Annotated in this window: 27 protein-coding genes and 1 pseudogene; 11 read left to right on the forward strand and 17 right to left on the reverse strand. The window is 42.8% G+C overall.

Annotated features, from left to right (window positions below):
• The first annotated feature begins 249 nt into the window (after positions 1-249).
• Entirely contained in the window at positions 250-489 is a 240-nt protein-coding gene (locus O9295_RS25540) for a DUF6737 family protein (protein ID WP_016514583.1), read from the forward strand.
• On the opposite strand, the gene O9295_RS25545 is transcribed toward O9295_RS25540, so the two are convergent.
• From O9295_RS25545 to O9295_RS25575, 7 genes are all read right to left on the reverse strand, one after another.
• Positions 454-2754, reverse strand: a complete 2301-nt coding sequence (locus O9295_RS25545; RefSeq protein ID WP_288036103.1) for an ATP-dependent helicase — start codon at positions 2752-2754, stop codon at positions 454-456. The genes O9295_RS25540 and O9295_RS25545 overlap by 36 nt on opposite strands.
• Positions 2755-3083: 329 nt before the next feature.
• Positions 3084-4058 (reverse strand): tRNA lysidine(34) synthetase TilS, encoded by a 975-nt coding sequence (gene tilS, locus O9295_RS25550; protein ID WP_288036105.1) that lies wholly within the window; start codon positions 4056-4058, stop codon positions 3084-3086.
• A 168-nt stretch (positions 4059-4226) separates the two neighbouring features.
• The gene (gene hemF / locus O9295_RS25555) at positions 4227-5249 is read right to left on the reverse strand and encodes an oxygen-dependent coproporphyrinogen oxidase (protein WP_002762975.1); all 1023 of its coding nucleotides are present in this window, start codon (positions 5247-5249) and stop codon (positions 4227-4229) included.
• Positions 5250-5442: 193 nt separating this feature from the next.
• Positions 5443-6231, reverse strand: coding sequence for an ion transporter (locus O9295_RS25560; RefSeq protein ID WP_004163109.1), 789 nt, complete (start codon positions 6229-6231; stop codon positions 5443-5445).
• 93 nt (positions 6232-6324) lie between these two features.
• Positions 6325-7242 carry an NAD(+) kinase gene (locus O9295_RS25565; RefSeq protein WP_147069238.1) on the reverse strand — a complete coding sequence of 306 codons (918 nt, stop codon included), beginning with the start codon at positions 7240-7242 and terminating at the stop codon, positions 6325-6327.
• Between the two features lie 23 nt (positions 7243-7265).
• Complete coding sequence (locus tag O9295_RS25570; RefSeq protein WP_002765356.1) at positions 7266-8243, reverse strand: SDR family oxidoreductase; 978 nt, start codon at positions 8241-8243, stop codon at positions 7266-7268.
• Between the two features lie 61 nt (positions 8244-8304).
• Entirely contained in the window at positions 8305-9195 is an 891-nt protein-coding gene (locus O9295_RS25575; RefSeq protein WP_288036109.1) for a S66 peptidase family protein, read from the reverse strand.
• Positions 9196-9235: 40 nt separating this feature from the next.
• Here O9295_RS25575 and O9295_RS25580 point away from each other — a divergent pair, with 40 nt between their 5' ends.
• The 3 genes and pseudogenes from O9295_RS25580 to O9295_RS25590 all read left to right on the forward strand — a co-directional run bounded on the left by O9295_RS25580 (position 9236) and on the right by O9295_RS25590 (position 10875).
• Complete coding sequence (locus O9295_RS25580; protein ID WP_288036111.1) at positions 9236-10060, forward strand: Rpn family recombination-promoting nuclease/putative transposase; 825 nt, start codon at positions 9236-9238, stop codon at positions 10058-10060.
• 32 nt (positions 10061-10092) lie between these two features.
• A pseudogene (locus O9295_RS25585) lies at positions 10093-10350 on the forward strand (Rpn family recombination-promoting nuclease/putative transposase); the annotation flags it as partial.
• 324 nt (positions 10351-10674) lie between these two features.
• Complete coding sequence (locus O9295_RS25590; RefSeq protein WP_079207132.1) at positions 10675-10875, forward strand: hypothetical protein; 201 nt, start codon at positions 10675-10677, stop codon at positions 10873-10875.
• Positions 10876-10892: 17 nt separating this feature from the next.
• On the opposite strand, the gene O9295_RS25595 is transcribed toward O9295_RS25590, so the two are convergent.
• The 7 genes from O9295_RS25595 to trxA form a co-directional block, all read right to left on the reverse strand.
• Positions 10893-11351, reverse strand: a complete 459-nt coding sequence (locus O9295_RS25595; RefSeq protein ID WP_002758047.1) for a cupin domain-containing protein — start codon at positions 11349-11351, stop codon at positions 10893-10895.
• A gap of 48 nt (positions 11352-11399) precedes the next feature.
• Positions 11400-12242, reverse strand: coding sequence for a dihydropteroate synthase (gene folP / locus O9295_RS25600; RefSeq protein WP_288036114.1), 843 nt, complete (start codon positions 12240-12242; stop codon positions 11400-11402).
• Positions 12243-12336: 94 nt separating this feature from the next.
• A complete protein-coding gene (locus O9295_RS25605) occupies positions 12337-13134 on the reverse strand; it encodes a hypothetical protein (protein WP_288036115.1) in 798 nt (265 codons plus the stop codon).
• Positions 13135-13294: 160 nt separating this feature from the next.
• Positions 13295-13954, reverse strand: coding sequence for an ATP synthase subunit B family protein (locus tag O9295_RS25610; protein WP_041803739.1), 660 nt, complete (start codon positions 13952-13954; stop codon positions 13295-13297).
• A 36-nt stretch (positions 13955-13990) separates the two neighbouring features.
• Positions 13991-14464, reverse strand: a complete 474-nt coding sequence (gene coaD / locus O9295_RS25615; protein WP_002758057.1) for a pantetheine-phosphate adenylyltransferase — start codon at positions 14462-14464, stop codon at positions 13991-13993.
• Positions 14461-14745 carry a DUF427 domain-containing protein gene (locus tag O9295_RS25620; protein ID WP_004163118.1) on the reverse strand — a complete coding sequence of 95 codons (285 nt, stop codon included), beginning with the start codon at positions 14743-14745 and terminating at the stop codon, positions 14461-14463. Before O9295_RS25620 ends, coaD begins: the two co-directional genes overlap by 4 nt.
• Positions 14746-14778: 33 nt before the next feature.
• Complete coding sequence (gene trxA, locus O9295_RS25625; RefSeq protein WP_045360722.1) at positions 14779-15096, reverse strand: thioredoxin; 318 nt, start codon at positions 15094-15096, stop codon at positions 14779-14781.
• Between the two features lie 348 nt (positions 15097-15444).
• Here trxA and map point away from each other — a divergent pair, with 348 nt between their 5' ends.
• The 5 genes from map to O9295_RS25650 all read left to right on the forward strand — a co-directional run bounded on the left by map (position 15445) and on the right by O9295_RS25650 (position 20796).
• Positions 15445-16290, forward strand: a complete 846-nt coding sequence (gene map, locus O9295_RS25630) for a type I methionyl aminopeptidase (RefSeq protein WP_288036116.1) — start codon at positions 15445-15447, stop codon at positions 16288-16290.
• A gap of 90 nt (positions 16291-16380) precedes the next feature.
• The gene (locus O9295_RS25635; protein WP_288036117.1) at positions 16381-16782 is read left to right on the forward strand and encodes a universal stress protein; all 402 of its coding nucleotides are present in this window, start codon (positions 16381-16383) and stop codon (positions 16780-16782) included.
• Between the two features lie 651 nt (positions 16783-17433).
• Positions 17434-17658 (forward strand): DUF2811 domain-containing protein, encoded by a 225-nt coding sequence (locus tag O9295_RS25640; protein ID WP_002800048.1) that lies wholly within the window; start codon positions 17434-17436, stop codon positions 17656-17658.
• A 49-nt stretch (positions 17659-17707) separates the two neighbouring features.
• Entirely contained in the window at positions 17708-18334 is a 627-nt protein-coding gene (gene pth, locus O9295_RS25645) for an aminoacyl-tRNA hydrolase (RefSeq protein ID WP_061430600.1), read from the forward strand.
• A 134-nt stretch (positions 18335-18468) separates the two neighbouring features.
• Positions 18469-20796 (forward strand): VPS10 domain-containing protein, encoded by a 2328-nt coding sequence (locus O9295_RS25650; protein ID WP_288036120.1) that lies wholly within the window; start codon positions 18469-18471, stop codon positions 20794-20796.
• A 120-nt stretch (positions 20797-20916) separates the two neighbouring features.
• On the opposite strand, the gene fumC is transcribed toward O9295_RS25650, so the two are convergent.
• Complete coding sequence (gene fumC, locus O9295_RS25655; protein WP_061431054.1) at positions 20917-22320, reverse strand: class II fumarate hydratase; 1404 nt, start codon at positions 22318-22320, stop codon at positions 20917-20919.
• Between the two features lie 252 nt (positions 22321-22572).
• On the opposite strand from fumC, the gene O9295_RS25660 reads away from it, so the two are divergent.
• Positions 22573-22860, forward strand: coding sequence for a YggT family protein (locus O9295_RS25660; RefSeq protein ID WP_287626926.1), 288 nt, complete (start codon positions 22573-22575; stop codon positions 22858-22860).
• A gap of 4 nt (positions 22861-22864) precedes the next feature.
• Here the strand turns inward: O9295_RS25660 and gshA are convergent, their stop codons facing one another.
• Complete coding sequence (gene gshA / locus O9295_RS25665) at positions 22865-24019, reverse strand: glutamate--cysteine ligase (RefSeq protein ID WP_288036122.1); 1155 nt, start codon at positions 24017-24019, stop codon at positions 22865-22867.
• A 39-nt stretch (positions 24020-24058) separates the two neighbouring features.
• The gene (locus O9295_RS25670) at positions 24059-24451 is read right to left on the reverse strand and encodes a pre-16S rRNA-processing nuclease YqgF (RefSeq protein ID WP_002758073.1); all 393 of its coding nucleotides are present in this window, start codon (positions 24449-24451) and stop codon (positions 24059-24061) included.
• A gap of 328 nt (positions 24452-24779) precedes the next feature.
• Here O9295_RS25670 and O9295_RS25675 point away from each other — a divergent pair.
• A partial coding sequence (locus O9295_RS25675; RefSeq protein ID WP_287711410.1) for a helix-turn-helix domain-containing protein occupies positions 24780-24953 on the forward strand: 174 nt, incomplete at its 3' end.

The following is a 24953-nucleotide window of genomic DNA, read 5'->3' on the forward strand; positions in this document are numbered from 1 at the left end:
TCAGGTGGTCAACTACCTAATTTTCAGGGAAAAAGTACCTGAATTTTCCCCCGATCCCCGCAATGGCTGGCACTTTTTGAGGGGAAAAAAGTCCAAAAGTCTTATCCAACAAGGTTTTTAGATTTATTCAGCAAACCCTAAGTAGCTAGACACAATTAATTAGACATATCTAACCACCTCTTGCATGAGTGCCTATCCTAACCAAGACGTTAATTTTTTCCTACTACTTAAATTACCGCCCCTTAACTAATGTCCAACTCGAAATCTAGTAGCGTTTGGGACCACAAACCCCGTTGGTGTCAACCTTGGTCGATTTTATTGACAGGAATTACCCTGATTGCTGGCTGTTGGTTTTTAACTCAGCGTCTCTGGTTAACCCTACTCCTATCTATTCCTATACTCCTCTGGTGGTTTGTCTTCCTAATTCTTTATCCGCGGACGCTGCAGCAACAGTTAAACACAGAAAGAATCGGGGAAAGCATTGATTAAAACAGGAAAGACAGGACAGGGATTTTTATCCTGTAATTGACTACTTTCATCTCCGCGAAAAGTGTTCCAACGGAAAGGAGCTTTTTTTTCACTCGACATCCATAAAAGTCTTTTTGCTCGCGTCATCGCTACATACAAAAGTCGGTATTCTTCAGCTTTTTTAAGTTGTCCAGCTTCTAACCAAGCGCTTAAAGGTGGGGGAATAATTGGTATGCTGTCGGGGTTTAAATAGCGTTGATGAACTGCTGCTCGAATTTGCGCCCGGGCCACTTCTGCGAGGGTAAAATCTGCCAAAAATTTCGCCCCATTGGGAACCCAAGGTTTGCCCGGGATAATATCTTCGTGAAGAAAGGGAATAAAAACATAATCCCAGTCTAAACCCTTGGCTTTGTGCATAGTAATAATCGTCAGTTGTCCGGGACGAGTATAACAATCGTCGTTATCTTCTTCCACTCCTTCAAAGCGCTCAGAGGCGATAATTTCATTGAGAGTATTGATTGTATTTTTTAGAGAACTATTACCAGCAGTTTCCTGATAAATACGGGCGGTTAATTTTTGCAAAGTGGCTAATTCTGACCCCGAATATTGGAGAGTCATAGCGAAAAAAGACAGGAGTTGATAATGGGGTAATTCTAATCTAGCTTTTAGTAAACTGCTGCAATAACGACGGGCGATTTTTTCGTTAGATTTCAGTTCGGGATCGAGGGGAGTGGGATAAAGAAATTGTTCGGGATAGGTAACTAAAGGATTTAAGTCTTGGGCAGTAATTAAACCCCTAAATTGTAGCACTTCTAAAGCCGCTTTGAGATAATCGGGAGAGTGGGGACGTTCGACAAAAGCTAATAGTTTCAGCATTTCGGCGGGAATTTGGGAAAAGCGATCAATCTCGTTAGCTTCAAAAATTCTGATTTGATAACTTTTATAAAAATGGGCAAATTTTTGAGCAAAAAAGTGTCCCTGTCGATTTTCTCTAACGAGGATAGCCGCATTATGTTGAGGGTTTTCTTGGAGTAATTTAACTAGACGTTTTTCAATTAATTCCACTGTTTGATAAATGTCATCGGGTTGATAAATTTCTAATCCTTTTCCCTCCTTAACTGGATTAGGTTGGGGATCTTCGGCGCTGACGGGAAGGATCGCTTGAACCCGAAAAGGAGCCTCGGTAACTTTATGATTATCTTTTCCCTGTTTCCAATCTCGATCGACCCATTGTAAAACTAAATTAGCAGCTTCGATAATTTTAGTATTGCTGCGACCTGCTTGGTTCATAGTGGATAAATTGCCTTCGTTTTGACAACTTTCACAAAACCAATTAAAGTAAACAGGATCGGCGGGGGTAAAGGTAGAATTAATGGCTTGATTGGGATCGCCGACGCGAATTAAATTAGGTATTTCCCCGTCATTATTTTTTGCTAAAATAGTAATTAGTTTTTCTTGGAGAGGACTAGAATCCTGTGCCTCATCTTCAAAGACTCCAAAGACAGATTTTTGCCATTGTCGGCGAATTTTTTCTTCCTCTAATACCCGCAAGGCTCCTAAAATCATGTCATCATAATCTATATAGTTTTTCTGACGCATCAGGATTTCATACTGTTGGTACAAACCACTAGCAATAGCGAGAATTTGATAATTATCGTCGGTATAGTGGCTTAATTCCCAAACTTGCTGCGGTGATAATCCCGAACTTTTTAGCTCATGAATGGCCGTATAGGCAAGACTAGGTAAAATTTCGGTTCTCAGCACCGATTGACGGCGTAATCTTTCTGTTTCTTCCCCATCAAATTCCACTCCTTCTAATAACTTTTGATAACGAATTGGGTCGGCAATTAGCCATTTTTCCACCGAGTTTCTAATAATTCTGTGGCTAGGAGTCGGAATAACTAAGGTAGAAGATTCGAGGTCTAATCCCGATAATTCCGGGTAACGACGGGCCAATTGTAGGGCCAGTCCGTGCAGAGTTTGGACGCTGAAACCTTGGGCAGAAAGTTGTAAATCTTGCAAGCGTTGTTTAATTTTAGCTTTAATACTAGCGGCAGCCGAGCGCGTGTAGGTGACAATAATTAACTGTTTTTTAGCATGAAGTTGCTCACGAGCAATAACCATAGCGGCAGCTACGGCCAAACTGTGGGATTTTCCTGCCCCTGGCACCGCAGAAATGGCCATTTTTCCCCCTTGCCAATCGGCTAATTCCTGTTGTCCAACTCGCAGTTGTTGCCGGAGATTGACCAGTAAACTTTCTCGATTAATTACTTTAGTTTCGCTCATTATTCTACGCCAATTTTATTTTTAGTTTAATTGTATTACTAATTATAGTTTCTTCTTAAACCAATTGCTGTAAAAGTTAGCTAGAGATAACTAGAATGGGGAGATGGGGTTTTTCAGTGAACAGTAAACAGTAAGCAGTAAGTAGGGAGGCACAATTATTTGTAGGATGGGTTAGCGGTAGCGTAACATGAGCGGGTGTTGGGTTTCATGCTTCAACCCAACCTACGTTCATCTTATATTTAATTCCACCCACCCACTTAATCAGTGAAAAGAAAGTAGCGAAGTTTTCACCTAACACTGTCCACTTAAAACTGTAATCTGATAACTGATCACTGATAACTGATATATAGCCAATTTTGTTGTACTTCTACCCGAATTTTGCCAGTTAAGGAAGAAGTGGCATCGCGATTAACACCGGTAATGAGATTAACCACTGACTCAACTTCGGCAAAATTAGGGGATGAGGGTAAATATTGAGCCAAAAATAAACGAATCACTCGTCTTTGTATCGCTAGAGGTAGAATTTGTAAAGGGGAGCGATCGAGTCTTTGTTGATCTAGATCGATAACCTGACGAAAAATATCCCGGGCAATACTATCTAAATAATCGCTTTCTGCTTCCAAAATTTCGGCAGTTTGGGCGAGATGTTTTTCGATTTGGGGATTTAAATTAGTTTGCAGGTAGGGTAATAATTCCAGACGGATGCGATTGCGAGCATAGCGTAAATTCTCATTAGCTCGATCATACCAGATCGGTAATTCTCGACTTTGACAAAAAGCGAAAGTTTCCCCGCGAGTGACATTTAAGAGGGGACGGACTAAAAAAATATCTGGGGTTAAACTTGTCAACCAAGTTAAGGCAGAAAGTCCATCACTACCCGCCCCGCGCGTGAGATTATAAAGAAAAGTTTCCGCTCGATCGCTCCTCGTGTGTGCCGTGAGAAGATAATTAAAACCCTGTTCTTGGGCGATTGTTTGTAAAGCTTGATAACGCCATTGTCGGGCCTTGGCTTCCGTTTCCGCCATGGGGGGTGCGGTGGTAATATAAACAGGTAATTGCCAAATTTCGGCGATTTCCCGCACATGAGTGACTAATCCTCGGTCGGAGGACCAACGGTGATCACAATGAGCGATCGCTAGTTGCCAACCCCAACGAGGGCGCAAATCCAGCAATAATTGCCCTAAACAGAGGGAATCCTGACCTGCCGACAATGCCACTAACAGAGACGCATTTTTAGGTAGTAATTGTCCCTTTTTCACCGTGGTTTCCAGACGAGTATGGAGAGGTGTCCAAAAATTAGCCAAAATTTTTAGATTTATTTACTTGACAAGGGTGTGGGAAGTATTTTCAGTGAACTGATAACTGATAACTGATAACTGATAACTGATAACTGATAACTGGTAACTGGTAACTGGTAACTGATAACTGATAACTGATAACTGATAACTGATAACTGATAACTGATAACTGATTTAACCTTGCCAATTAACCCAATCTTGGGGTTTTAGGAAGACATCATAGAGTTTTGCTTCTGGGGTGTTTGGTGCAGGTTGATAACAGTATTCCCAACGAACTAAAGGAGGTAAAGACATCAAAATCGACTCGGTACGACCGTTAGTTTGCAGCCCAAAAATTGTGCCACGATCATAAACTAAATTAAATTCTACATAACGACCGCGACGATAGAGTTGAAACTGACGTTCTCTGTCACCGTATTCCGTCGAGCGCCGTTTCTGGACAATGGGAACGTAAGCGGGTAGAAAAGCCCGGCCACAGTCATTAATGAAACTAAAAATTTCTTCCCAGTTGCGGGGTTGTTGGGGAGATAATTTTTCTGAATAGATAGCGGCATCACTTTCGGCAAAAGGACCACGATAGAGAGGGTCTAAACCGTCTTGGTAATCAAAGAAAATCCCGCCGATGCCTCTGGCTTCCTGACGATGATTGAGATAAAAATATTCATCACACCAGCGTTTAAAAACGGGATAATATTCGGGATGATGTTGGTCGCAAACCTGTTTAAAAGTGCGGTGAAAATGACTAGCATCTTCTTCAAAAGCATAGTAGGGAGTTAAATCAGCGCCACCGCCAAACCACCAAACCGGACCTGCTTCAAAATAGCGATAATTGAGGTGAACCGTGGGAATATAAGGATTGTGAGGATGTAAGACCATCGAGGTTCCCGTGGCATAAAATTGATGACCGGCAGCCTCGGGCCGTTGTTTGGCAATGCTAGGAGGTAATTCTTTCCCCCAAACTTCCGAAAAATTCACCCCTGCTTGTTCAAAAATTGCCCCTTCCCGCAAAACTCGCGAACGTCCGCCGCCACCTTCGGGCCGTTGCCAACTATCTTCGATAAATTTTGCTTGTCCATCCACTTCTTCTAATCCCTGACAAATTTCATCCTGTAGGGATTTCATAAATTCACTGACGCGGCTACGGCTGTCACTGGCGGGCAAATTGGCAAGGGTGGGGGTTGTGGTGAATGCAGTCATACTCAAGGATCAAAGTTGATAACTCAGTGATTATATTACTACTGGGTGATGAAACGGCCGCTCTTCGATACTTAACTTAACATTTAGACGGATTGGGGGTGGGGAAGTGGGGAAGTGGGGGAGTGGGGAAGCGGGGAGAATAAATAAAAATAATCTCCTGAGGACCGGCTCCTGAATTTCGCCAGAATTAGTCTCAATCAGGTTTTTTTAAGAGTTTTGCCCCACAGTTTTTACAAAAATTGGCATCTATATCGTGACGGGGTAAACCACAATCTGGACAAGGATAATCAATTTGAGTGCCAGATTTTAATAGTTGTTTAGTCAGAGTGCTAATTTGCAAGGGAATTAACAAAACTCCCGTTAAAATCATTAAAACTGTCACCATTTTGCCCCCATCAGAAAGGGGAGTTACATCCCCAAATCCCACGGTAGTCATAGTCACAACGGCGAAGTAAAAAGCATCAAAAAATGTCCGATAGACTTGAGGATTAATCGGGTGTTCGATCTGATAAATTAAACCAGCATAGACAAAAATAATCGAGAATAGAGTTAGTAATATGCGAGTAAATACTATCTGATCGGAAGTTTTAATCCTAAAAATAGAAAGATCGGAACCAAAAAAACGAATCACTCGCAAAATTCTAAACCAGCGAAAAATTCTAAAAAATCTAATATCAAAAAAACCAAAAAATAGGGGCAGAATTGACAATAAATCTAGGATGGAAAAAATATTAAAAACAAAGCCTAGTTTTGATTCCGCACACCAAAACCGAATTAAATACTCTAGGGAAAATAAGCTTAAAATTCCCCAATCAAGCTGACGTAACCACATTTGCCAAGTGGCGGATAAGGGATAGGTTTGAGCCACATAAATCCCCAAAGATAGTAAAATTAATGCTAAGATAAGCAGATTTACCGTCAGTCCGATCGCCGTGGTGACATCCTCTAAATAAAAAGCTATTTTGGTGCGAAAAGGGAGCATAAATTCAGCTATCAGTAAACAGTAACCAGTAATCAGTGAACTGAAAGCTCACATCTGATCACTGATCACTGATCACTGATCACTGATAACTGATTAAGGTAATTCCACCGAAGTTGGTTTAGCAATATGAGGTAAACCCCAACCTAATTTTTCCCGGAGGATGCGGAAGAATTCCGTCGATTGCAGGCGAATAAAATGAACATTGTAGGGGGATTTCTGCACATTAATTCGATCTTCTGGCAAGATATAAGAACCGCCATTACCGTCCACTACCATCACCATCCGATTAGCAGTTGCCGGGAAAATATTTACAGTTTCCTTGTCAGAAAATACCAAGGACCTGGAAGCTAAAGAATGGGGACAAATGGGGGCTAATTGTAATACCGGCACATCGGGAGTTATTACCGGGCCACCGGCGCTGAGAGCATAGGCAGTAGAACCGGTAGGAGTGGAGAGAATCACCCCATCGGCAGCGATATCGACGGGCGCGTGTTCACCAATTTGAATCTCAAAATGACACATACTGGTGAGGGGTTCGCGGTGGACGACCACCTCATTGAGAGAAAGTGCCTCCCAGAGGAGGGTATCTTCGCGAAATAGTCGCACCGTGATCATCGAGCGATTTTCGATGGTGTAATTTCCCTCTAGAACCAGTTCTAAGGCGGGTTCAAGCTGATTTAGGTAAATTTCGGTCAAAAAGCCCATGTGTCCCGTATTGACCGTTAACAGGGGCAAATTGAGGGTGGCCAACTGCCGGGCCGCCGATAGGACTGTACCATCGCCCCCCAACACGATCGCAAAACTTAAATCCTGATCGAAGTGGGGGGGGACTAACTGATCGATCGGGGTAAAACAAACCGGACGAGAGGGTTTAGAATGGCCTAGCAGGCCACCGCTGCCGGTAGCCATAAACACCTGGCAACCTAGGGAAAGTAGCTGATCTTGTATCTGATGGGCTGTTTTACAAGCGATAGGCTTAATATCGTTGTAAATAATGCCGATTTTGGGCATTGACAAATTTTCCTACTGCTGAATCACGCTTTCTTTTTGAAAGGAGTTTTCTTCTTCTTCTGAGCTTTTTGTTTCTCGAAGTCGATTTCCTTGAGCTTCTTGAGAATGCGGCTAAAGTATTCTTGTAAATAGGATTCTAAAGTAGTTGTTTGACTCGGATCAAGGCCAAATACTTGATAAACTTCTGCCATGGGGGCATCAAGAGCTTGACCACTAGCGAGAACTTCCGCAAAAGCTAGTCGGTCGGATATATTATAGGTCCATTGGAAACAACGGCTTATTCCCCGCATAAAACGCAGTAATCCCATGGGTAAACGCCAAATTTTCCCCTCTTTACCCGATAAGCGTTCGCAAACTTCGATAATTTCTTCAGCTTTCCAAGCTTTGCTGCCCACCACAGGATAGGATTGACCGACGGTTTCGGGGACTTCTAGGGCGCGAACGGCGAATTTAGCGATATCTTGGGTGTCCATGTAGGCGATTGCCGTACTTTCCCCCGTGATCCAGACCGTTTGATTATCTAACATCGGGATGGCGTATTGACCGATTAAACCCTGCATAAAGCCACAGGGACGCAGAATTGTATATTTTAAACCCGATTCTGCTAGAAATTTCTCGGTACAGCGTTTTATCTCCATTAAAGGCACGTTGGGATATTTTTCGGCATTGAGAATCGAGAAGAAAATAAAGCGATCGACTCCCGCAGTTTTGGCCGCTTGAATCAGATTAACTTTACCATCCCAATCCACCTGTTTAATGCTGGCTGAGTCCGTCGCCCGGGCAGTAGCGGCATCGATCACCGCGTCCATTCCCTCTAAAGCGGCAATAATGGTACTCTTATCCCGTAGGGTTCCCCCGACTAATTCCGCGCCCCATTCCTTCAAAAAAGCCGCTTTTCTCTGACTGCGTACCAAACAACGCACTTGATGTCCCTGATCGATGGCATGACGCACGATCTGTCGCCCTAGGGTTCCTGTCGCACCGACAACTAATACTTTCATCTATAATTAATTTTTTGTTACATTTGTTAACACTTCTCTAAGATACTATCAAAAAAGTGGATCATTGGGGATAGAAAAATTCTAAGATTCCCCGATCCCCGTCCAGTTCTACCATTGTTCCCACCGGTAAAGCGGCATTATCGCCATCATGACCGAAAGGTAACTCAGCAATAACCGCAATACCCAAATCGCCCAAACGCTCTTTTAAGACTTCCTCTACGGTTTGACTATCACTACCGGAGGCCGCCAGACAACGGCTAAAACGACCGAGAGCAATGCCTTTAATTTGGGAGAAAATGCCCAGCATTCGCCACTGAGTTAACATTCGATCGATCCGGTAGGGGGCCTCGGTTACGTCCTCTAGGGCTAAAATTACCCCCTCTAGGGTGGGTTGAACCGAGGTTCCGAGGAGATGGGTGGCTACGGTTAAATTAGCTGGTAATAAGCGTCCCCGCACTTTGCCCCCACCCCAACCTTGACCGACAAGAGGGGCTAAAGGACGACCTTCCAGAAGAGAAAAGAGGCGATCGATTGATTGGGGACTTTCTTGGGCTAAGGTGGTTAAAACTGCCCCGTGAACACTACAAATGCCCTGTTTCGCTAAACTCCATAAAATCCCCGTCACGTCGGAAAAACCGATTAACCATTTCGGGTTAGTTTTTGCCCATGTCCAATTTTCTAAGAGGCGAGCGCTACCGTAACCCCCCCTAGCGCAGAGAATTGCTTGACAATCGGGATCTTGCCATGCTTGGGCTAAAGCTTGACGACGTTGCTCGTCGCTACCAGCGAGATAACCGAGACGATTAGCCCAATTCTCGCTAAATTCCACTTGATAACCCCTCGATCGCCAGATTTCTACGCCTTTTTCTAGGGCGGCTAATTCCTTGACGGCTCCACTGGTGGCCACCAGAGAAACTTTAGCACCGGGTTGCAGAAATGATGGGATGATCATAGGCGGATTAAGCTGAAATTACAGGCAATTTTGTGGCAGCATGAAAACTGACAGCATATTTTATCGAATGTTTCTCGATTTTCCCGATTCGTTCTTTGAATTAATCGCTCAACCCGATGCTATCGTTAGCAATTATCGATTTACTTCCCAAGAAGTTAAACAACTAGCTTTTCGATTGGATGGTTTATTTTTGCCGCTCGATAATCTAGAAAATTCGCCCTTTTATCTGGTAGAAGTGCAGTTTCAAAAGGATGAAGACCTATATTATCGATTATTTTCGGAACTTTTCTTATATCTTAGACAGTATAAACCTGTTTCACCCTGGCAGATAGTTGTTATTTATCCTAGCCGAGAAATTGAGCGAGAACATCCCCAGCAATTTGAAGACTTGTTATCCTTGTCAAGGATTAAAAGAATCTATCTGGATGAATTGGCAAATGACGAGACTCCTTCCTTAGCGATCGCCATGATCAAATTGGTCACTGAAAGTGAGAGTCAAGCTGTTAATTCTGCTAAGATTTTAATTAAACAGGCTCAAAGAGAAGTGAGCGATCGCTTAGTGCAGAGAAATGTCATTGATTTAATCGAAACCATAATCATTTATAAATTACCCCAAAAAAGTCGAGAGGAAATTGAAGCTATGTTGGAACTACAAGACCTCAAACAAACTCGTTTCTATCAAGAAGCTTTTGGAGATGGTATTGAACAGGGAATTGAACAGGGAATTGAACAGGGAATAAACTTGCAAAAATTGAAAACAATTCCTCTACTGCAAGACCTCGGTTTAACCCCGCAACAAATCTCGGAACGCTTAGAATTAACTCTGGAAACAGTGCTTAACTATTTGGCACAACAGCAACAATGATCGATCCTGTTTAAACAGTCTAGAAAAGCAGTAATCGAGAGGAAATTGAAGCTATGTTGGAACTACAAGACCTAAAACAAACTCGTTTCTATCAAGAAGCTTTTGGAGAGGGCATTGAACAGGGAATTGAACAGGGAATTGAACAGGGAATTGAACAGGGAATAAACTTGCAAAAATTGAAAACAATTCCGCTACTGCAAGACCTCGGTTTAACCCAGCAACAAATCTCGGAACGCTTAGAATTAACTCTGGAAACAGTGCTTAACTATTTGGCACAACAGCAACAATAATCAATCCTGTTTAAACAGTCTAGAAAAGCAGTAATTGCTAAGTAGTGGGCAAATGGATAGTAGCGAATCAGTGACCTTTAAGCTATCAGGGATAACTCGATGAATAACGACTTATTGACTTTTCTCTTTTGTGTTGCCCTTCTTATTCTCTATCTATTTTTTTCAGCTTTAACCGAGATGGGAACAAAATGGCCTTGGACAAAAAAATAAGAGAAATACTTATAGATGTAAATAAACATAAAATCGGTTCAGGGACTCGGTCATTGGAAAAATTCTAGAGATTTGCTATCTAAACAATTAACTCGATCGCTCTACTGATAAAATATGAAACTAATTGCTGATATTTCCCCGAGCTTAGATTTATTCTTGTTGCTTTTTTTCTGGCATTGTCTCATCGGTGGCATTGCTACAGTCATCGCTATCAATAAAGGCTATCCAAGATTAAATTGGCTAATCTTCGGACTTCTGGGAGGAACCTTTACCTTTTTTATCGCCCTCTTTCTAGAAAAAAAGCCCAAAATTTAAGGGATGGTATTGCTTGATTATCCTTTAATAGTTCCCATCAACACCTCTAAATCTTCTGCGTCTAACTCCTCTGGGATACCATTGCGAATTAATTCCGAAAAATCCTCATTAGGAACCATAAAACATAGTGCATAAAGTCTTCCGTCCCCCACATTTCTAATCTCGTGAATACCCGTGGGACGGACTAATAAACTATCCCCCGGCCCCAGGGGAATCGGTTTACCATCACAGATAGCCATTCCTTCCCCTTTGAGGATAAAAAACATTTCTACGGCAAAATGATGACGATGGGTAGGGGTGCGACCGTGGGGATCGAAAATTTCCACACAAACGGTCAAGGAATCCCCCGCTACGGTAGAATCGAAGACGATCGCTAAACGATTCGTATCCCCAGCACTAATGCGAAAAACTTGATAATCCCGGGGAGATCGAATCACGGGTAACATACAATGATCGCTAGTTAGTTGGCTATTCATCGCTGATTTCGATCGAAGTGTGGATGATTCTAAGACTAGCAAAAATTTTCAACTTCGCTCGATTGCGTCCACCACTTTACTCACATCTACGATCGCAGCCACATCATGGACGCGCAGGATATCGGCCCCCTTAGCGATCGCTAAAGCACAGGCCGCCGCCGTTCCGAAAACTCGTTCTTTTGGGTCATCTTTGCCTGTAATCTCGCCGATAAAGCGTTTTCTCGACAATCCAATTAAAATAGGTAAACCTAAATCCCGAAATTGCCCTAATTCTCGCAATAACTCAAGATTTTGTCGTCCAGTTTTGGCGAAACCAATCCCCGGATCGATGATAATATTTTCCCTAGCAATACCCCACTGTAAAGCTTCCTTAACGCGATTCTGTAAAAATTCTTTAATTTCCTTGACTAAATCGTCATAATGTGTTAAAGATTGCATGGTTTGCGGATTGCCCCGCAGGTGCATGAGGATGATGGGAACGGCCAATTTAGCCACCGTGGGCAATAATAGGCGATCGAAGGTTCCCCCAGAAATATCATTGATCAAATCGGCCCCGGCGGCGATACCTTGGGCTGCCACGATCGCCCGGGTAGTATCGAGAGAGATAGGAATAGAACTTTGTTGTCGAATAGCGGTGATTACGGGGATAACTCGCGATAATTCTGCTTCTAGGCTAATTTCTTCGGCTCCCGGACGGCTGGATTGACCACCGATATCGATTATATCAGCCCCGGCCTCGATCATTTTCATCGCCTGTAGCAGGGCATTTTCAACATTGTCAAATTCTCCCCCATCACTAAAACTATCGGGAGTAACGTTTAAAACACCCATGATATAGGTGCGTTTTCCCCAAGCAAAAATATGTTCACGAATTGCCGTTAAACTAGACATAATACTAAATCCTGTTGAAAAAGTATAGGAAAGTGAGCAGTTTTTTCAGTGAACAGTAAACAGTGAACTGATAACTGAATACTGATGGTCATAGTTAATTTTTAGGTAGAGAAGAATCTTTTAATTCAAAATAAGCTTGTACTTCTTCTTTCCAGAGTTGATATTTTTCTTGAATTAGTTGATATTGACTGGCAAAATCGAGGGGCAAATCAACGAGATTGGTATCGATATCGGATTGCACTAATTCCCGTTCGATCAGGGTTTCTCGGATAAATTTTAAACATTCTTGTCTCAAAGTTTCCGCTTGATCAATAATTAGCTGGACTTGATTAATTGCTCGAGCATATAATGGAGTTTGTGAATGAAAAATTTCGGAAGATGCGGCCAGATTTCGCAGTCTATGTAATTGATTTTTCTTTTCTACTAAACTGGCAATTTTGGGGTTAATTTCAAAAAGTAAGGTTTTCACCAGAGGAGCCAAGCGGCGAGTGTTAGTATAATCGTAGTTATTAAGGTCTGATTTAATCAGGTGTACCTGTTGTAAATCGACGGTAATATCGTGGAATTGTATCTCGGTTTCGGTGATGGTGGGATGAATCGTTTTAACTTTCCAAGTAGTAACAGAAGTCAACTGCTGGTGATTGCTATTAACTATTTGCCGCTCCATTTTCAGCACATCGAGGGGAATGCTATAAAGTTTTTTCTCAGGAATATAGATGACATCGCTACCGAGAATGCGATCGATTTTAGGACGACGATATAAATAATGATACAGGAATCGATAAAAGCTTTTACTGCCTTGAAATATCTGGACAAATAACCAAATTTTCCAGCTGAATAACCCGCTGACAAAGCGTCCGAATAGATGGGAATTCGAGGAGGGGTTATTCATTAAATTCCGTTATCAGTTATCAGTGAGGGATTGGGGGTTTGGTTCTTTTCAGTGAGCGGTAAATAGTAAACAGTAATCAGGGATAAAGATGAAGATAACTAACTAACTAATTAACTTAAAACTTACATCTGATAACTGATCACTGATCACTGATCACTGATTAAGGACGTTCTCCGGGTAGATTTTTTGAAGATGTTGGTTTCGATCTTACCTGTTGACGACCGTTGCGGATAACTTGTAACATTTCCCCTAATTCTCGATCGAGATGTTCTAAAACCGCTTCGGCATAGTCGTCAGCGCCTTTTTGAATTTCATGACATTCAGCTTGGGTTTTTTGTCGTAACTGTTGCACTTCCTGCAAGGTGCTGTGACGCATCTGTTCGATTTCATCGAGGGTTTGTTGTTGCAAGGATTCACACTCCTGCTGAACCCGTTGACGAATTTGGGCCGCTTGCCGTTCTGCTTGTTGAATAATACCGGACTCATCGAGAATTTGGGCGGCTCTTTGTTGAGCGGAACGAAGGACTTGTTGAGCGTATTCCTCCGCTTTAGTGATAATTTCCTGTTCTTCCTGCAAAATTGCCAAAGCTTTCTGTACTGCTGGTGGCACGGTTTCATAGATGAGATCGATCTGTTCGGATATCTGTCCCTCATCGATGATTGTCCAACGGGTGAGGGGGATATGGAAACTATCAAAAATCATCTCTTGCAGACGCGCCAAATCCTGATAGATATCGAAATCGACGGGTGGACTGGGAACCCCACTATTAGAAGTGTTAGGTACTGCTTTTCTGCGATCATTAGGTTCTCGGCGCGCCATAGGTTCAGATCGTCCTCATTGCTGTATTCTAGTATGTTAACTGTAGTATGAGTAAATATCTCTAGAAACGTTTTCTGGGACTAGATGGGTGACGGAGCCACCGAATTGAGCGATTTCTTTAACCACGCTACTACTTAAAAAACTATATTCTTTGGTGGTGGCTAAAAAAACCGTTTCGATCCCTTCCCAGAGGGTTTTATTGGTATGGGCCATTTGCAGTTCTTTTTCAAAGTCTGAGAGGACCCGCAACCCCCGCAACAGCACCTTAGCGCCTTTCAATCTGGCATATTCAACCGTCAATCCTGAAAAACTGTCTATCTCAACGTTTTTCAGGTGTTTTGTACAGTAACTGATCTGTTCTATGCGTTTTTCGACGGTAAATAAGGGGTTTTTATGGGGATTGCAAAGAACTGCCACGATTACTCGCTCGAATAGTGGCACACTGCGTTCGATAATATCTAAATGACCGAGTGTAACTGGATCGAAGCTGCCGGGGTAGATGGCGATCATTTCTCAACCTGCACACCTCGCCAAAAAGCGATATATCCTTTGATATTTTGGGCTTTTGGTTTAGGATCGGGATAATACCAAGCGGCATCTTTATTGTCCTGTCCATTTACCCTGAGAGTATAATAACTAGCCTCTCCCTTCCAAGAACAAATGGTATGGGTGTTACTGGATTGAAAATATTCAGCTTTGATGGTATCGGGGGGAAAATAGTAGTTTCCCTCGACAATTTCGCAGTTATCGCTTTCCGCTACCACTGCACCATTCCAAATCGCCTTTGCCATGGCACTAACTCCTAGTTCTGGTTCAAAATTATCTTACAACAGAGTTTGTAAATGTTGAACCAGTTGGTTAACCTGCACCACTCCCTCGATTCGATCGATCGGTTGACCATTTTTAAAGACTACTAAAGTCGGTAAAGCTTGAATACCGTACTTAGTGGCTAAATTAGGATATTTGTCTGTATCAATTTTGACAATTTGTAGGCGATTTTTGAAATACATTCCCGTTTGTTCTAGAATCGGAGCCATCATTTGACAAGGACCGCACCAAGTGGCATAGAAATCCACTAACACGGGGAGATTAGTGGTTTGCAACAGTTGCTGAAAACTGGAAAACTCTTTTTTGACTGCCATAAATTGTCACCTCGCCGGAAAAATAGCCTTTTCCCTACTATAGCTTTTCTAAATGTCCCTTAGCTCTCCTGCAAAAGTAAGTTCTCGAGGTGCTATCGGCTCAAAATATCTTAAAAATCAGATAAATTTGCGATAATTTTCGGTTTTATGGCTAGGATAGTTATCTCTTGTCTTTTTTATCCTCATCTCCCCATCTCCCCACCTCCCCATCTCCCCACTCCCCGCTCCCTGCTCCTGTCTCGGAGTCTCCTGTCTCCTCACCTAAGGGAAGATTTTTGATTTCTCCAGAGCAGTCATCGATCGCCGGGAAAATGCTAAGTTAAGTAAAGACTCGACAGCCAACTCTCCATGAACATCCTAACCAAGCTGCTTTTTCCCGAAACTAAAACCCCAGAGCAAGTAGGTTCGCCGCGAGTACAGAAAAGCCGCCGGGGAATCGAGACCAAATCCGCCGCAGAAATCGTGATTATGCGACAAGCGGGTAAAATTGCCGCTACAGTCCTTAAGGAAATCGCCGAGATCGCTCAACCCGGGATGACGACGGCGGATCTGGATGTCTATGCGGAAAAACGTATTCGCGAAATGGGTGCTACTCCCAGTTTTAAAGGTTATTATGGCTTTCCTGCCTCGATTTGTGCCTCCGTCGATAACGAAGTCGTTCACGGTATCCCTAGCCCGAAAAAACGCCTCAAAGCCGGTTCTGTGTTAAAGGTAGATACGGGGGCCTACTACCAAGGTTATCATGGGGATTCCTGTATCACGATCGCGATCGGTTCCGTCTCTCCCAAAGCCGAAAAATTAATCCGCGTGGCGGAAGAAGCTTTATATAAAGGCATAAATCAGGTAAAAGCGGGCAATTATCTGCTCGATATTGCGGGAGCGATCGAAGATCACGTTCAAGCTAACGGTTTCCAGGTGGTAGAAGATTTTACTGGTCATGGAGTCGGCAGAAATCTCCACGAAGAACCCTCGGTATTTAATTTTCGCACTAATCAGTTACCCAATGTCAAACTCCGCACCGGGATGACTCTGGCAATTGAACCAATTGTCAACGCAGGATCTAAACATACCAGAACTTTGCGCGATCGTTGGACGGTGGTGACGATGGATAATGCTCTCTCCGCTCAGTTTGAGCATACTGTCTTAGTAACCGCCACGGGGTACGAAATCTTAACCGAGCGCAATAACCTATAAAATTGTCTATCTAGGCATAATGGCAGAATCAAAGATTTTTTGCTCCGGAATCTTAATTGGAAGTTTGTTTAGCGGCAGGATTTAGTCAAAATGTTTAAAAATATCGTTGTTGCCTTAGATTGTGGGGAATTATCGGATCGAGTCCTTTATTCCTTGAATTCTCTTTCTCTAACGGCAAATTCTTGCCTCATCCTCACCCATATCCTCGGCAAGGAGGGAGATGAATCGCCAGTTGATCGCCCTCACCCCTCCCGTGAGATCATTGAAGATCAATTGCGCTGCTATCAATCCCAGATTGCTGCCCCTAGTGAAATCGAGGTCATCTTTGGTGATCCAGCGGAGGAAATTATTCGTTTAGCTAATATCTATCATGCTGATCTGATCGTGATCGGCAGTCGGGGATTAACGGGAGTTCAACGGGTGATCGAAGATTCTGTTAGTAGTCTCGTGGTGGCAGAAGCTACCTGTTCAGTATTGGTGGTAAAAGCATAGCAGCCAGCATTCAGCTAGAAAAGGTACTCTGGCAAGAGTGCCTAAGTAGGGTTGGCTGAATAAATCTAAAAACCTTGTTAGATAAGGCTTTTAGACTTTTTTGACCTCAAAAAGTGCTGACCATTGGAGTGATCGGGGGTAAAATTCTGGGACTTTTTCCCTGAAAATTAGGTAACTTACTACCTCAAAATCGGTAAAACCCCACACCCCACACCCCACACCCTGCACCCACGAAAAACTTTTTGCCGCAAACCCTAAGTAGTCTTGAGCATCACTACGGATTAAAATTTGCAAATCTTATTTTTCCCCAATGTTTTCCCCCATACATTCCCCAGTATTTCCCCACTCACTCCCAAGTTTTCCACAGTTTACCCAGACTTTTCCACAGGCAACAGCGATAGAATCGGCACTTGCTTCTAGAAAAAATTAATCTTGATTGTCAAAATTCCCATCGATAGATACTGAGTTATTGTTAAGTTGAGTAAATAAAATCTAGCTCTAACCCTTATTCCCTCGTAAATATTAAGTTTTTCTAAAGCATTCCTTTACATCTGGTAATATTGCAACTCCCCCCAACTTGGCTCACAATAGTCCTTACTGTCCACTGCACCAGTCAGGGATTTCCCCACTTCAGATTTAGAGGTAAACGATATGAATACATCAGTCAGTATCTTGGCAGAAATCCCCGAAATCCTCCACCAATCCCTACAACAATATCTAGAAACTCACCCCGGTTGGGATCAAGATGGTGTGTTTACGGCGGCTCTATCATTTTTTCTACTTAATTGTCAATCCTCCGAAAGGATGAATTTTGAGGAGCAAAATAGCTGTGCCAAGGTTTATCTAGAAACTTTGTTCCAGCGCTCGGAGTGCTAATTCGGGGATAATAAGAGTCGGGTCCTGGTTAAAAACCCGATTTTCCCCTATGAATTCCGATAAAACCCCTAATTTAATCATTCCTCAGCTAATTATCGGTTTGGGTAATCCCGAACCCAAATATGATCGCACCCGTCATAATATCGGTTTTGAAGCTGTGGACTCATTAGCACGGGATTGGGGGCTATCTTGGCAGGAAAACAAGCGATTTCAAGGTTTTATTGCCGAAGGTGACAGTCCTCTCCCGGGCAAAATTCGTCTCTTGAAACCCCAAACCTATATGAATCGCTCCGGGCAATCGGTGCGATCGGTGCTGGACTGGTATAAACTAGCTCCAGAGTCGATTTTAGTCATTTACGATGATATGGATCTGCCCCTAGGCCGGTTGAGAATCCGTCTATCGGGATCGGCTGGCGGACACAACGGTATTAAATCAATGATTGCCCACGTTGGCACGGAAAACTTCGCTCGTTTACGCATAGGAATCGGTAAATCAACCGAAAAAGCGACAATTTCCCACGTTTTAGGCCGATTCACCCCCCAAGAAAACCAAGTGATCTTGAAAGTGTTAGACTTGTCCAGAAAAGCGATCGAACTTGGTCTCAAACAAGGGTTACAAAAGGCAATGAGTCTCTACAATAATCAAAGTGTAGAGATTGGTTCTAATCTATGCTGATAGCAAATAAGCCTGATTTTAGTAATGGTTATAATCGCCATTTTCGTCTATACTCTTACAGAACCCTCGGTCAAATTTTGATCGCCCTTTGCTAGATTAGGTCAATTTTTATCCTCGATATTAGCAGTTTAAGTATGATTAATCGCCAAAGTTTGCTGAGATTCGCCCACAAGTTTAATCTCATTTTATTGATAATCGCTACAGTTTTTTGTCTTTGGAGTAATGCTGCTTTTGCCCATCGTCCCCATGATGTAATTAGTCAATTGGAAGTTTCTCCCGATTTCCAGACAGATAATACAGTATATATCTTGGTGCGAAATAACTTTTATAAGTCTAGGGATGGAGGTAGCAACTGGACAAGATTAATTCAAGGTTTAGATTATACGGGGGAATTAAGTTCCCTATCCCTATCTCCCCTCAATAAAAATATTCTCTATTTAGCTTCAAGATCCGATGGTATTTATAAAAGTGAAGATGCGGGGGAATCTTGGCAGAAAGTTAATCAGGGTTTGGAAACTAAATTTATTAACTTCGTAGAAATTGCCCCTTCCGATCCCAATATAGCAGCGGCAGTGGGATTAGAAAAAGGGGTTTATTTAACCGAAGATGGCGGTAAAAATTGGTCAAATATTTTCCCCACCACGGCACTGATAACCTCTCTAGCTATTACTCCCAACAATCCTGATCGAATTTTTTTCGGGGATGAACAGGGTAAATTATACAGTTCCTCCGATGGGGGGAAAACTTGGCAGAATCTCCCCTTACCTGCTAATGTGGGGGCAGTGGATACAATTGCTTTTTCTCCTAATTTAGACAGGGATCAAACCTTTTTTGTCGGCACAAAAGAAGCAGGTATTTTTAAAACCGTTGATGATGGTAAAACCTTCCAAGCTGTTAACGAAGGAATTAAGGATAAAATCATCGAAGACATCGTTATTTCTCCCCAGTATACCCAAAATTCAACCCTTTATGCCATCACTTGGTATGAGGGAATGTATGTTTCGCAAGATGGGGGCAAAAGTTGGACAAAAATGAGCGAGGGTTTAACCAAAGATAAACAGGCTGATGATTATAAAGTTCCCCATTTTATGGATTTAAAAATAGTTCAAGATACGATGTTTTTAGGGGGATTTAATGGCTTATTTAAAACCACAGATAGCGGCAAACAATGGCAGGAAATAGAAACTTTAGCCCGGGGAACAGTTATCGCCATGGCGGTTTCTCCTAATTATGCCGAGGATGGCACTGTCGTCATGGCTAATTATGTAGGCAATATCTTCATCAGTCGGGATAAAGGGGAAACTTGGACACCAATTAATCGCGGTTTAGAGGTTTACCGACTTGGTAAAGATCCCGAAGAATCAGGACAAGATCCCCGGCGTTTCTTTGACATTGCCTTTTCTCCTAACTATGGAGAAGATAGAACTATTTTTGCGGGGTTTTTACGCAATAAATTTGCCAAATCCGATAACAGTGGTGATTTCTGGAAAATTATCGAAATCGATCAGAAAGTCCGCGGTCCGAGGATAGTTCCTTCCCCAGATTTTGCCAAGGATAAAACTCTTTTTCTCACCAATCAGCAAGGCAGAATATTTCGTTCTACCGATGGAGGAAATACGGTTAAAAAGATCAGTGAAGTGGGCAGAATTTTTGGTAATTATGCCCCTGCCATGGTAGCTTCCCCTGATTTTGCTAAGGATAAAACTTTGTTTGTCACGGGAAAAGAGGGTATTTATCAAAGTGTTGATGGTGGACTAACTTGGAAAAATGTCAGCCAAGGAACCCCCCTATCAAAAACCTCTAATGTGCAGTTGGCAATGTCTCCCAATTATCCCAGTGATGGAACTATTTTTGCTGGGACAATTTCTGGTTTGTTTGTCACCAAAGATGGGGCTAAAAGTTGGACAAAATTAGAGAAACCAGGGTTTAATCCGCAGGCATCAGTAGAAACCATTGCTATCTCTCCTGATTATGCTAATGATCGCACGGTAATAGTTAGTTTACAGGGAGATGGTTTGTTTAAATCTACCGATGGCGGGGAAACTTTTAAATCAATTGGTGATCCTAAAATACCCCTAGTGAAAATTCATAGTATCCCTTCCTCTGGTATCTCCGTCCAGTTTTCTCCTAATTACGCTCAAGATAAAACTTTATTCGGTTTTGGTGGCGCTAAAACTACAGTTTTTCGTTCCACCGATGGGGGAGAAACTTGGACAAGTGTAACTATTCCTCCTCATGCGGAAGAAAATACACCCCGCTATAAAATCGGTGAATTTTTCTCTGGTCCCCTTGGCACAATCTTGCGCGTGGTTATCCCGATTCTCCTAGCAATCGCCGCTTATTTTCTGGTGGGTTTCTTGAAACTGGAGAAAGTTATTAATCTTCCTAAATCCTTCTTCCGCATGGCAGGGGCATTTATGGTTTTTCTCTTTGTTTTCTTCGCTATCATTAGCCAAGTTTAGCGGAAATTTTCACCGGCGGGGCTTGACAAATCCCGCCGCTTGCCTTATACTCATATATATAATGGGAATCCGTGCCTGCCTGCGACCTCTGATTTTTACAGCAGTCAACCCCTCAGAGAATTAACCATCGGCAACGTAGGGATTGACCATCTTAGCGGGGTCAACAATGCGATCAAAATCCGCTTCCTTGATGTATCCCAGTTGCAAGGCTGCCACTTTCAGGGTTAAATCCTTTTCTAGGGCATAATGAGCGACGTAGGCAGCCTTTTGGTAGCCAATCACGGGACTTAAGGCAGTCACCAGCATCAAGGATTGATTTAAAAAAGTCTCAATTTGTTTTTGATTAGCAGTCATCCCCTTAACCAAAAACTGACAGAAATTACCGCAACCATCAGTGAGCAAACGGATAGACTGCATGAGATTATGAATCAACAGAGGTTTATAGACATTCATTTCCAGATGTCCTCCGGCGCCTCCCATCGTCACCGCTAAATCATTAGCCATCACCTGCAATGCTATCATCGATAAAGCTTCGCATTGGGTGGGATTAACTTTCCCCGGCATAATTGAAGAACCCGGTTCGTTTTCCGGCAGCTGTAATTCTCCTAATCCACAACGGGGACCACAGCTAAGTAAACGGATATCATTAGCAATTTTATACAGGGAACTAGCGATAGTTTTCAATCCCCCGCTCAAGAAAACTAGAGCATCGTGGGAACCTTGCACGGTAAACTTATTAGGGGCGGTAATAAAAGGTAATTTGGTCAGATTAGCGATTTCGGCAGCCACATCTCGATCAAAATCTGGGGGAGCATTAATTCCCGTACCCACTGCTGTTCCTCCCAAGGATAAACGATAGACTTTTTCTAGACATTTTTCTAGCCAATCGCTGCCATCATCCAATAAACCCACATAACCGGAGAATTCTTGTCCGAGGGTTAAAGGGGTGGCATCCTGTAGGTGAGTGCGACCAATTTTAACTATATTTGCCCATAATTGCGCCTTTTCATCGAGACTATTCCGTAATAGTTGCAGACTGGGAATTAATTTTTCCTTGACTGCCAAGGCAACGGCAATATACATGGCCGAGGGAAAGGAATCATTAGTCGATTGGGACATATTAACATGATCGTTGGGGTCCACGGGAGTTTTGCTACCCAGAGGATTCCCCGTCAGTTGACTACAACGATTGGAGATGACTTCGTTGATGTTCATGTTAAACTGGGTGCCACTTCCCGTCATCCAAACGTAGAGGGGAAAGTTATCCGCGTGTTGTCCGGCTAAAATTTCATCGCAGACTTGACAGATTAGGTTTTTTCTCTCCTGACTGAGACGATTTTTTTGCTGATTGACAATTGCACAGGCTTTTTTGAGAATGGCATAGGACGCGATCATCTCCCGGGGCATGAGATTATCACCGATACTAAAGTATTGTAGGGATCTTTGGGTCTGCGCTCCCCAAAGTTTATCGGCAGGTACGGGAATTTCTCCCATGCTGTCTTTCTCGATGCGAAATTCTGTCATCTTTAAGTTACTTCTGCATCTGGCCTGAAAAGAGAGGGTCTCCAGGACGACACGGATTCCCATTATAATAAAAGTATAAGTCAAGTCTAGCTAGTTTGTCAAGCCCTATGGGGACTTTTTCTGGCGGCATTTTTACCCGGGAGGTTGACAAGAATAACTGGCAGGGTGCTGGGGCGATTAGGATGATTAAATGAGACAAAAACTGTTATATTTTAGGGAAGATAATCGGTAAAAAAGACGGGATTGGAGACTATGGACACAGCGATCGCATTAAGTTGGACATTGGGAATTATCTTAGGGTTGATGACCCTTTTGTTTATCTTACGGATCGTGCTGACTTGGAATCCACAGGTAGATTTAAATAGCTTTCCCTTTAATATTATTGCCTGGCCCACAGAACCTTTTTTAATCCCCGTGCGTCGACTCATCCCACCCTTAGGAGGAGTTGATATTTCTCCGATTATTTGGGTGGGAATTTGTACGCTGCTGCGGGAAATTCTTCTCGGTCAACAGGGTTTAATTACCATGGCCTTAAAATAATTATTCACGCAACTAGAATATGCTGACATAATTTATGTTCTAACTCTCGTTCCTCTTTTTCTAGGGTAATAATCGCCTGTTTGATAATACTTTTAACATCCATACCTTGGTCGTATTGTTTTAACCATTGTTGTGCAGTGTTACCTTCGCGGAGGATTTTTTGTAAGGGAGAGAGGAAACAACTAAAACCCTTTTCTTTAGCGATCGGATAAACTTGAACATAGAGGTCTTTAATCCAATCCCTAGCTAAGATTTCCCGGCCATCGTACCAATGTCTCAGGGTGGCATCAAGACTAAAACGTGCGGCAGCCTGTTCGTTTTCTTGGGTTAAAGTTAATAAATCCTCGCTGCGATTGCTGCTGGGTAATTGACTTAAAATTAAAGGGTCTAATTGGGTATCCTGTAAAAGTTGAGTTAAACGGGCCTCTAAAAAAGCCATAACTGCCAATAAACTAATAGGATCAGCAATCAGGTCACAAATTCGCAATTCTAAACGATTGAGATTATAGGGACGATTGCTACCGTTAGGACGTACCGAAACCCAGAGATGACGAACATTCTGCATCGTACCGAGTTTTAATTGTTCCTGGGTCCAAGTGACAAAATGTTTATGACTTTCAAAGAGGGGAACATAAGCGGGAGTTTGGGGGAAAACTTGCCAACGACGGGAATGGGACCCAGTGATTTTCCCATCGAGAAAGGGAGAAGAAGCACTTAAAGCCAAGTATAAAGGAGCTTCTAGGCGAATTAAGCGACAGGCACGCATTAAATCCTCATAATCGCTAATACCGACGTTAATATGAATACTGGCCGTGACTACATTAGTGCCGTAGGTCTGTTCAATATAGTCATGATAGGGATTGTGGGGGTCACTGCGATAAAAATATTGACTATCGCCCAAGGAGAGGGTACTGCCAGGGATGAGGGTATAATCGCCTAAACGACGCAAATATTGCCGTAGAGCTAGACGAGGTTTTAAAGTAGCGCATAAAAGACGGTCATAGTTAGTCATGGGAGCCGTAGTATATTCTACGTTACGACTATCCGGTTCCAGGACAAAACCATCTAAATCCTTGACAATGCGATCGGATAAACCGATAATTTCTCCGGCTGCTGTTCCGGTGTACATTTCCACTTCAAAACCTTTACTTAGGAGCATCGTCAATTCACCTTGCTGTGTCTATTTTGTAGTGTGACATTATTTGGACTGTAAATGACGTTCGATCAGCAGAATCGCCACTATATCATCAATGGGGCGATCGGGAAGACGCATACCTTGGGGGATGAGTTTCTGTAATCCTTTGGGGGGGAACATTTGCCAATAGCGATCGCGCGCTTCTAGGGTACTATTGCGTTCATCTACTAGAGTAATCGGGATAGTGACACGAGCGGCAATTTTTTGGCACCAACTTTTCGAGGTGGTTTGGTTCCCCATCACCAATAATTCGAGCGGATATTGTTGACAGAGACTAGCTAAACGCTCGAGCGCTTGTGACGATGCTATCACCTCATGGGTATAAATTTTCCCCGTTGATGACCTGACCGCGATCCCACATTTATCCTTACCCGGATCAAAACCGAGAATACACATAGTTTTTATCTCCTGCAGCAGTGGTCGGTTTTATTAAATCACTAAATTAGGGTCTTGGGTGTCGGGTTTTGGGGTTTTAGGGTTTTAGGGTGTTGGGGTTTTAGCAGGGTAAGCGCATCTTAACAATCCTTGACAAAATTAACTTTATGTGAGTTGCTTACCCACGATTCAGGCATATTTGAGGAGAATTTGCCATCTCAATTGTTAAGCAAAAATCGACCAAATGGGTCGAGTTCATCGAAAATTTGGGTCTGAAACCCCGTCGTTCTACGACGGCTTTACTGTTAAATATTAGCACATTTACGAAATATATGCTAAAATGTGAGGTATGGAAAAAGCCTATTCGTTTCGATTTTACCCAACACCCGAACAAGAGTCGCTATTGCGGCGCACTTTGGGCTGTGTAAGATTGGTTTACAATAAAGCTCTCCACGAACGAACACAAGCTTGGTACGAAAAGCAAGAAAGAGTAGGCTACGCTCAAACTTCTTCAATGCTAACC

It is taken from the genome of Microcystis sp. LE18-22.4A (assembly GCF_027531105.1).
Classification (GTDB): Bacteria; Cyanobacteriota; Cyanobacteriia; order Cyanobacteriales; family Microcystaceae; genus Microcystis; species Microcystis aeruginosa.

Excerpts from the sequence above, each read along its gene's own strand:
- O9295_RS25540 (WP_016514583.1), top strand. The coding sequence starts at position 250 with ATGTCCAACTCGAAATCTAGTAGCGTTTGGGACCACAAACCCCGTTGG.
- O9295_RS25545 (WP_288036103.1), bottom strand. The coding sequence starts at position 2,754 with ATGAGCGAAACTAAAGTAATTAATCGAGAAAGTTTACTGGTCAATCTC.
- hemF (WP_002762975.1), bottom strand. The coding sequence starts at position 5,249 with ATGACTGCATTCACCACAACCCCCACCCTTGCCAATTTGCCCGCCAGT.
- O9295_RS25560 (WP_004163109.1), bottom strand. The coding sequence starts at position 6,231 with ATGCTCCCTTTTCGCACCAAAATAGCTTTTTATTTAGAGGATGTCACC.
- O9295_RS25565 (WP_147069238.1), bottom strand. The coding sequence starts at position 7,242 with ATGCCCAAAATCGGCATTATTTACAACGATATTAAGCCTATCGCTTGT.
- O9295_RS25570 (WP_002765356.1), bottom strand. The coding sequence starts at position 8,243 with ATGAAAGTATTAGTTGTCGGTGCGACAGGAACCCTAGGGCGACAGATC.
- O9295_RS25575 (WP_288036109.1), bottom strand. The coding sequence starts at position 9,195 with ATGATCATCCCATCATTTCTGCAACCCGGTGCTAAAGTTTCTCTGGTG.
- O9295_RS25580 (WP_288036111.1), top strand. The coding sequence starts at position 9,236 with ATGAAAACTGACAGCATATTTTATCGAATGTTTCTCGATTTTCCCGAT.
- O9295_RS25590 (WP_079207132.1), top strand. The coding sequence starts at position 10,675 with ATGAAACTAATTGCTGATATTTCCCCGAGCTTAGATTTATTCTTGTTG.
- O9295_RS25595 (WP_002758047.1), bottom strand. The coding sequence starts at position 11,351 with ATGAATAGCCAACTAACTAGCGATCATTGTATGTTACCCGTGATTCGA.
- folP (WP_288036114.1), bottom strand. The coding sequence starts at position 12,242 with ATGTCTAGTTTAACGGCAATTCGTGAACATATTTTTGCTTGGGGAAAA.
- O9295_RS25605 (WP_288036115.1), bottom strand. The coding sequence starts at position 13,134 with ATGAATAACCCCTCCTCGAATTCCCATCTATTCGGACGCTTTGTCAGC.
- O9295_RS25610 (WP_041803739.1), bottom strand. The coding sequence starts at position 13,954 with ATGGCGCGCCGAGAACCTAATGATCGCAGAAAAGCAGTACCTAACACT.
- coaD (WP_002758057.1), bottom strand. The coding sequence starts at position 14,464 with ATGATCGCCATCTACCCCGGCAGCTTCGATCCAGTTACACTCGGTCAT.
- O9295_RS25620 (WP_004163118.1), bottom strand. The coding sequence starts at position 14,745 with ATGGCAAAGGCGATTTGGAATGGTGCAGTGGTAGCGGAAAGCGATAAC.
- trxA (WP_045360722.1), bottom strand. The coding sequence starts at position 15,096 with ATGGCAGTCAAAAAAGAGTTTTCCAGTTTTCAGCAACTGTTGCAAACC.
- map (WP_288036116.1), top strand. The coding sequence starts at position 15,445 with ATGAACATCCTAACCAAGCTGCTTTTTCCCGAAACTAAAACCCCAGAG.
- O9295_RS25635 (WP_288036117.1), top strand. The coding sequence starts at position 16,381 with ATGTTTAAAAATATCGTTGTTGCCTTAGATTGTGGGGAATTATCGGAT.
- O9295_RS25640 (WP_002800048.1), top strand. The coding sequence starts at position 17,434 with ATGAATACATCAGTCAGTATCTTGGCAGAAATCCCCGAAATCCTCCAC.
- pth (WP_061430600.1), top strand. The coding sequence starts at position 17,708 with ATGAATTCCGATAAAACCCCTAATTTAATCATTCCTCAGCTAATTATC.
- O9295_RS25650 (WP_288036120.1), top strand. The coding sequence starts at position 18,469 with ATGATTAATCGCCAAAGTTTGCTGAGATTCGCCCACAAGTTTAATCTC.
- fumC (WP_061431054.1), bottom strand. The coding sequence starts at position 22,320 with ATGACAGAATTTCGCATCGAGAAAGACAGCATGGGAGAAATTCCCGTA.
- O9295_RS25660 (WP_287626926.1), top strand. The coding sequence starts at position 22,573 with ATGGACACAGCGATCGCATTAAGTTGGACATTGGGAATTATCTTAGGG.
- gshA (WP_288036122.1), bottom strand. The coding sequence starts at position 24,019 with ATGCTCCTAAGTAAAGGTTTTGAAGTGGAAATGTACACCGGAACAGCA.
- O9295_RS25670 (WP_002758073.1), bottom strand. The coding sequence starts at position 24,451 with ATGTGTATTCTCGGTTTTGATCCGGGTAAGGATAAATGTGGGATCGCG.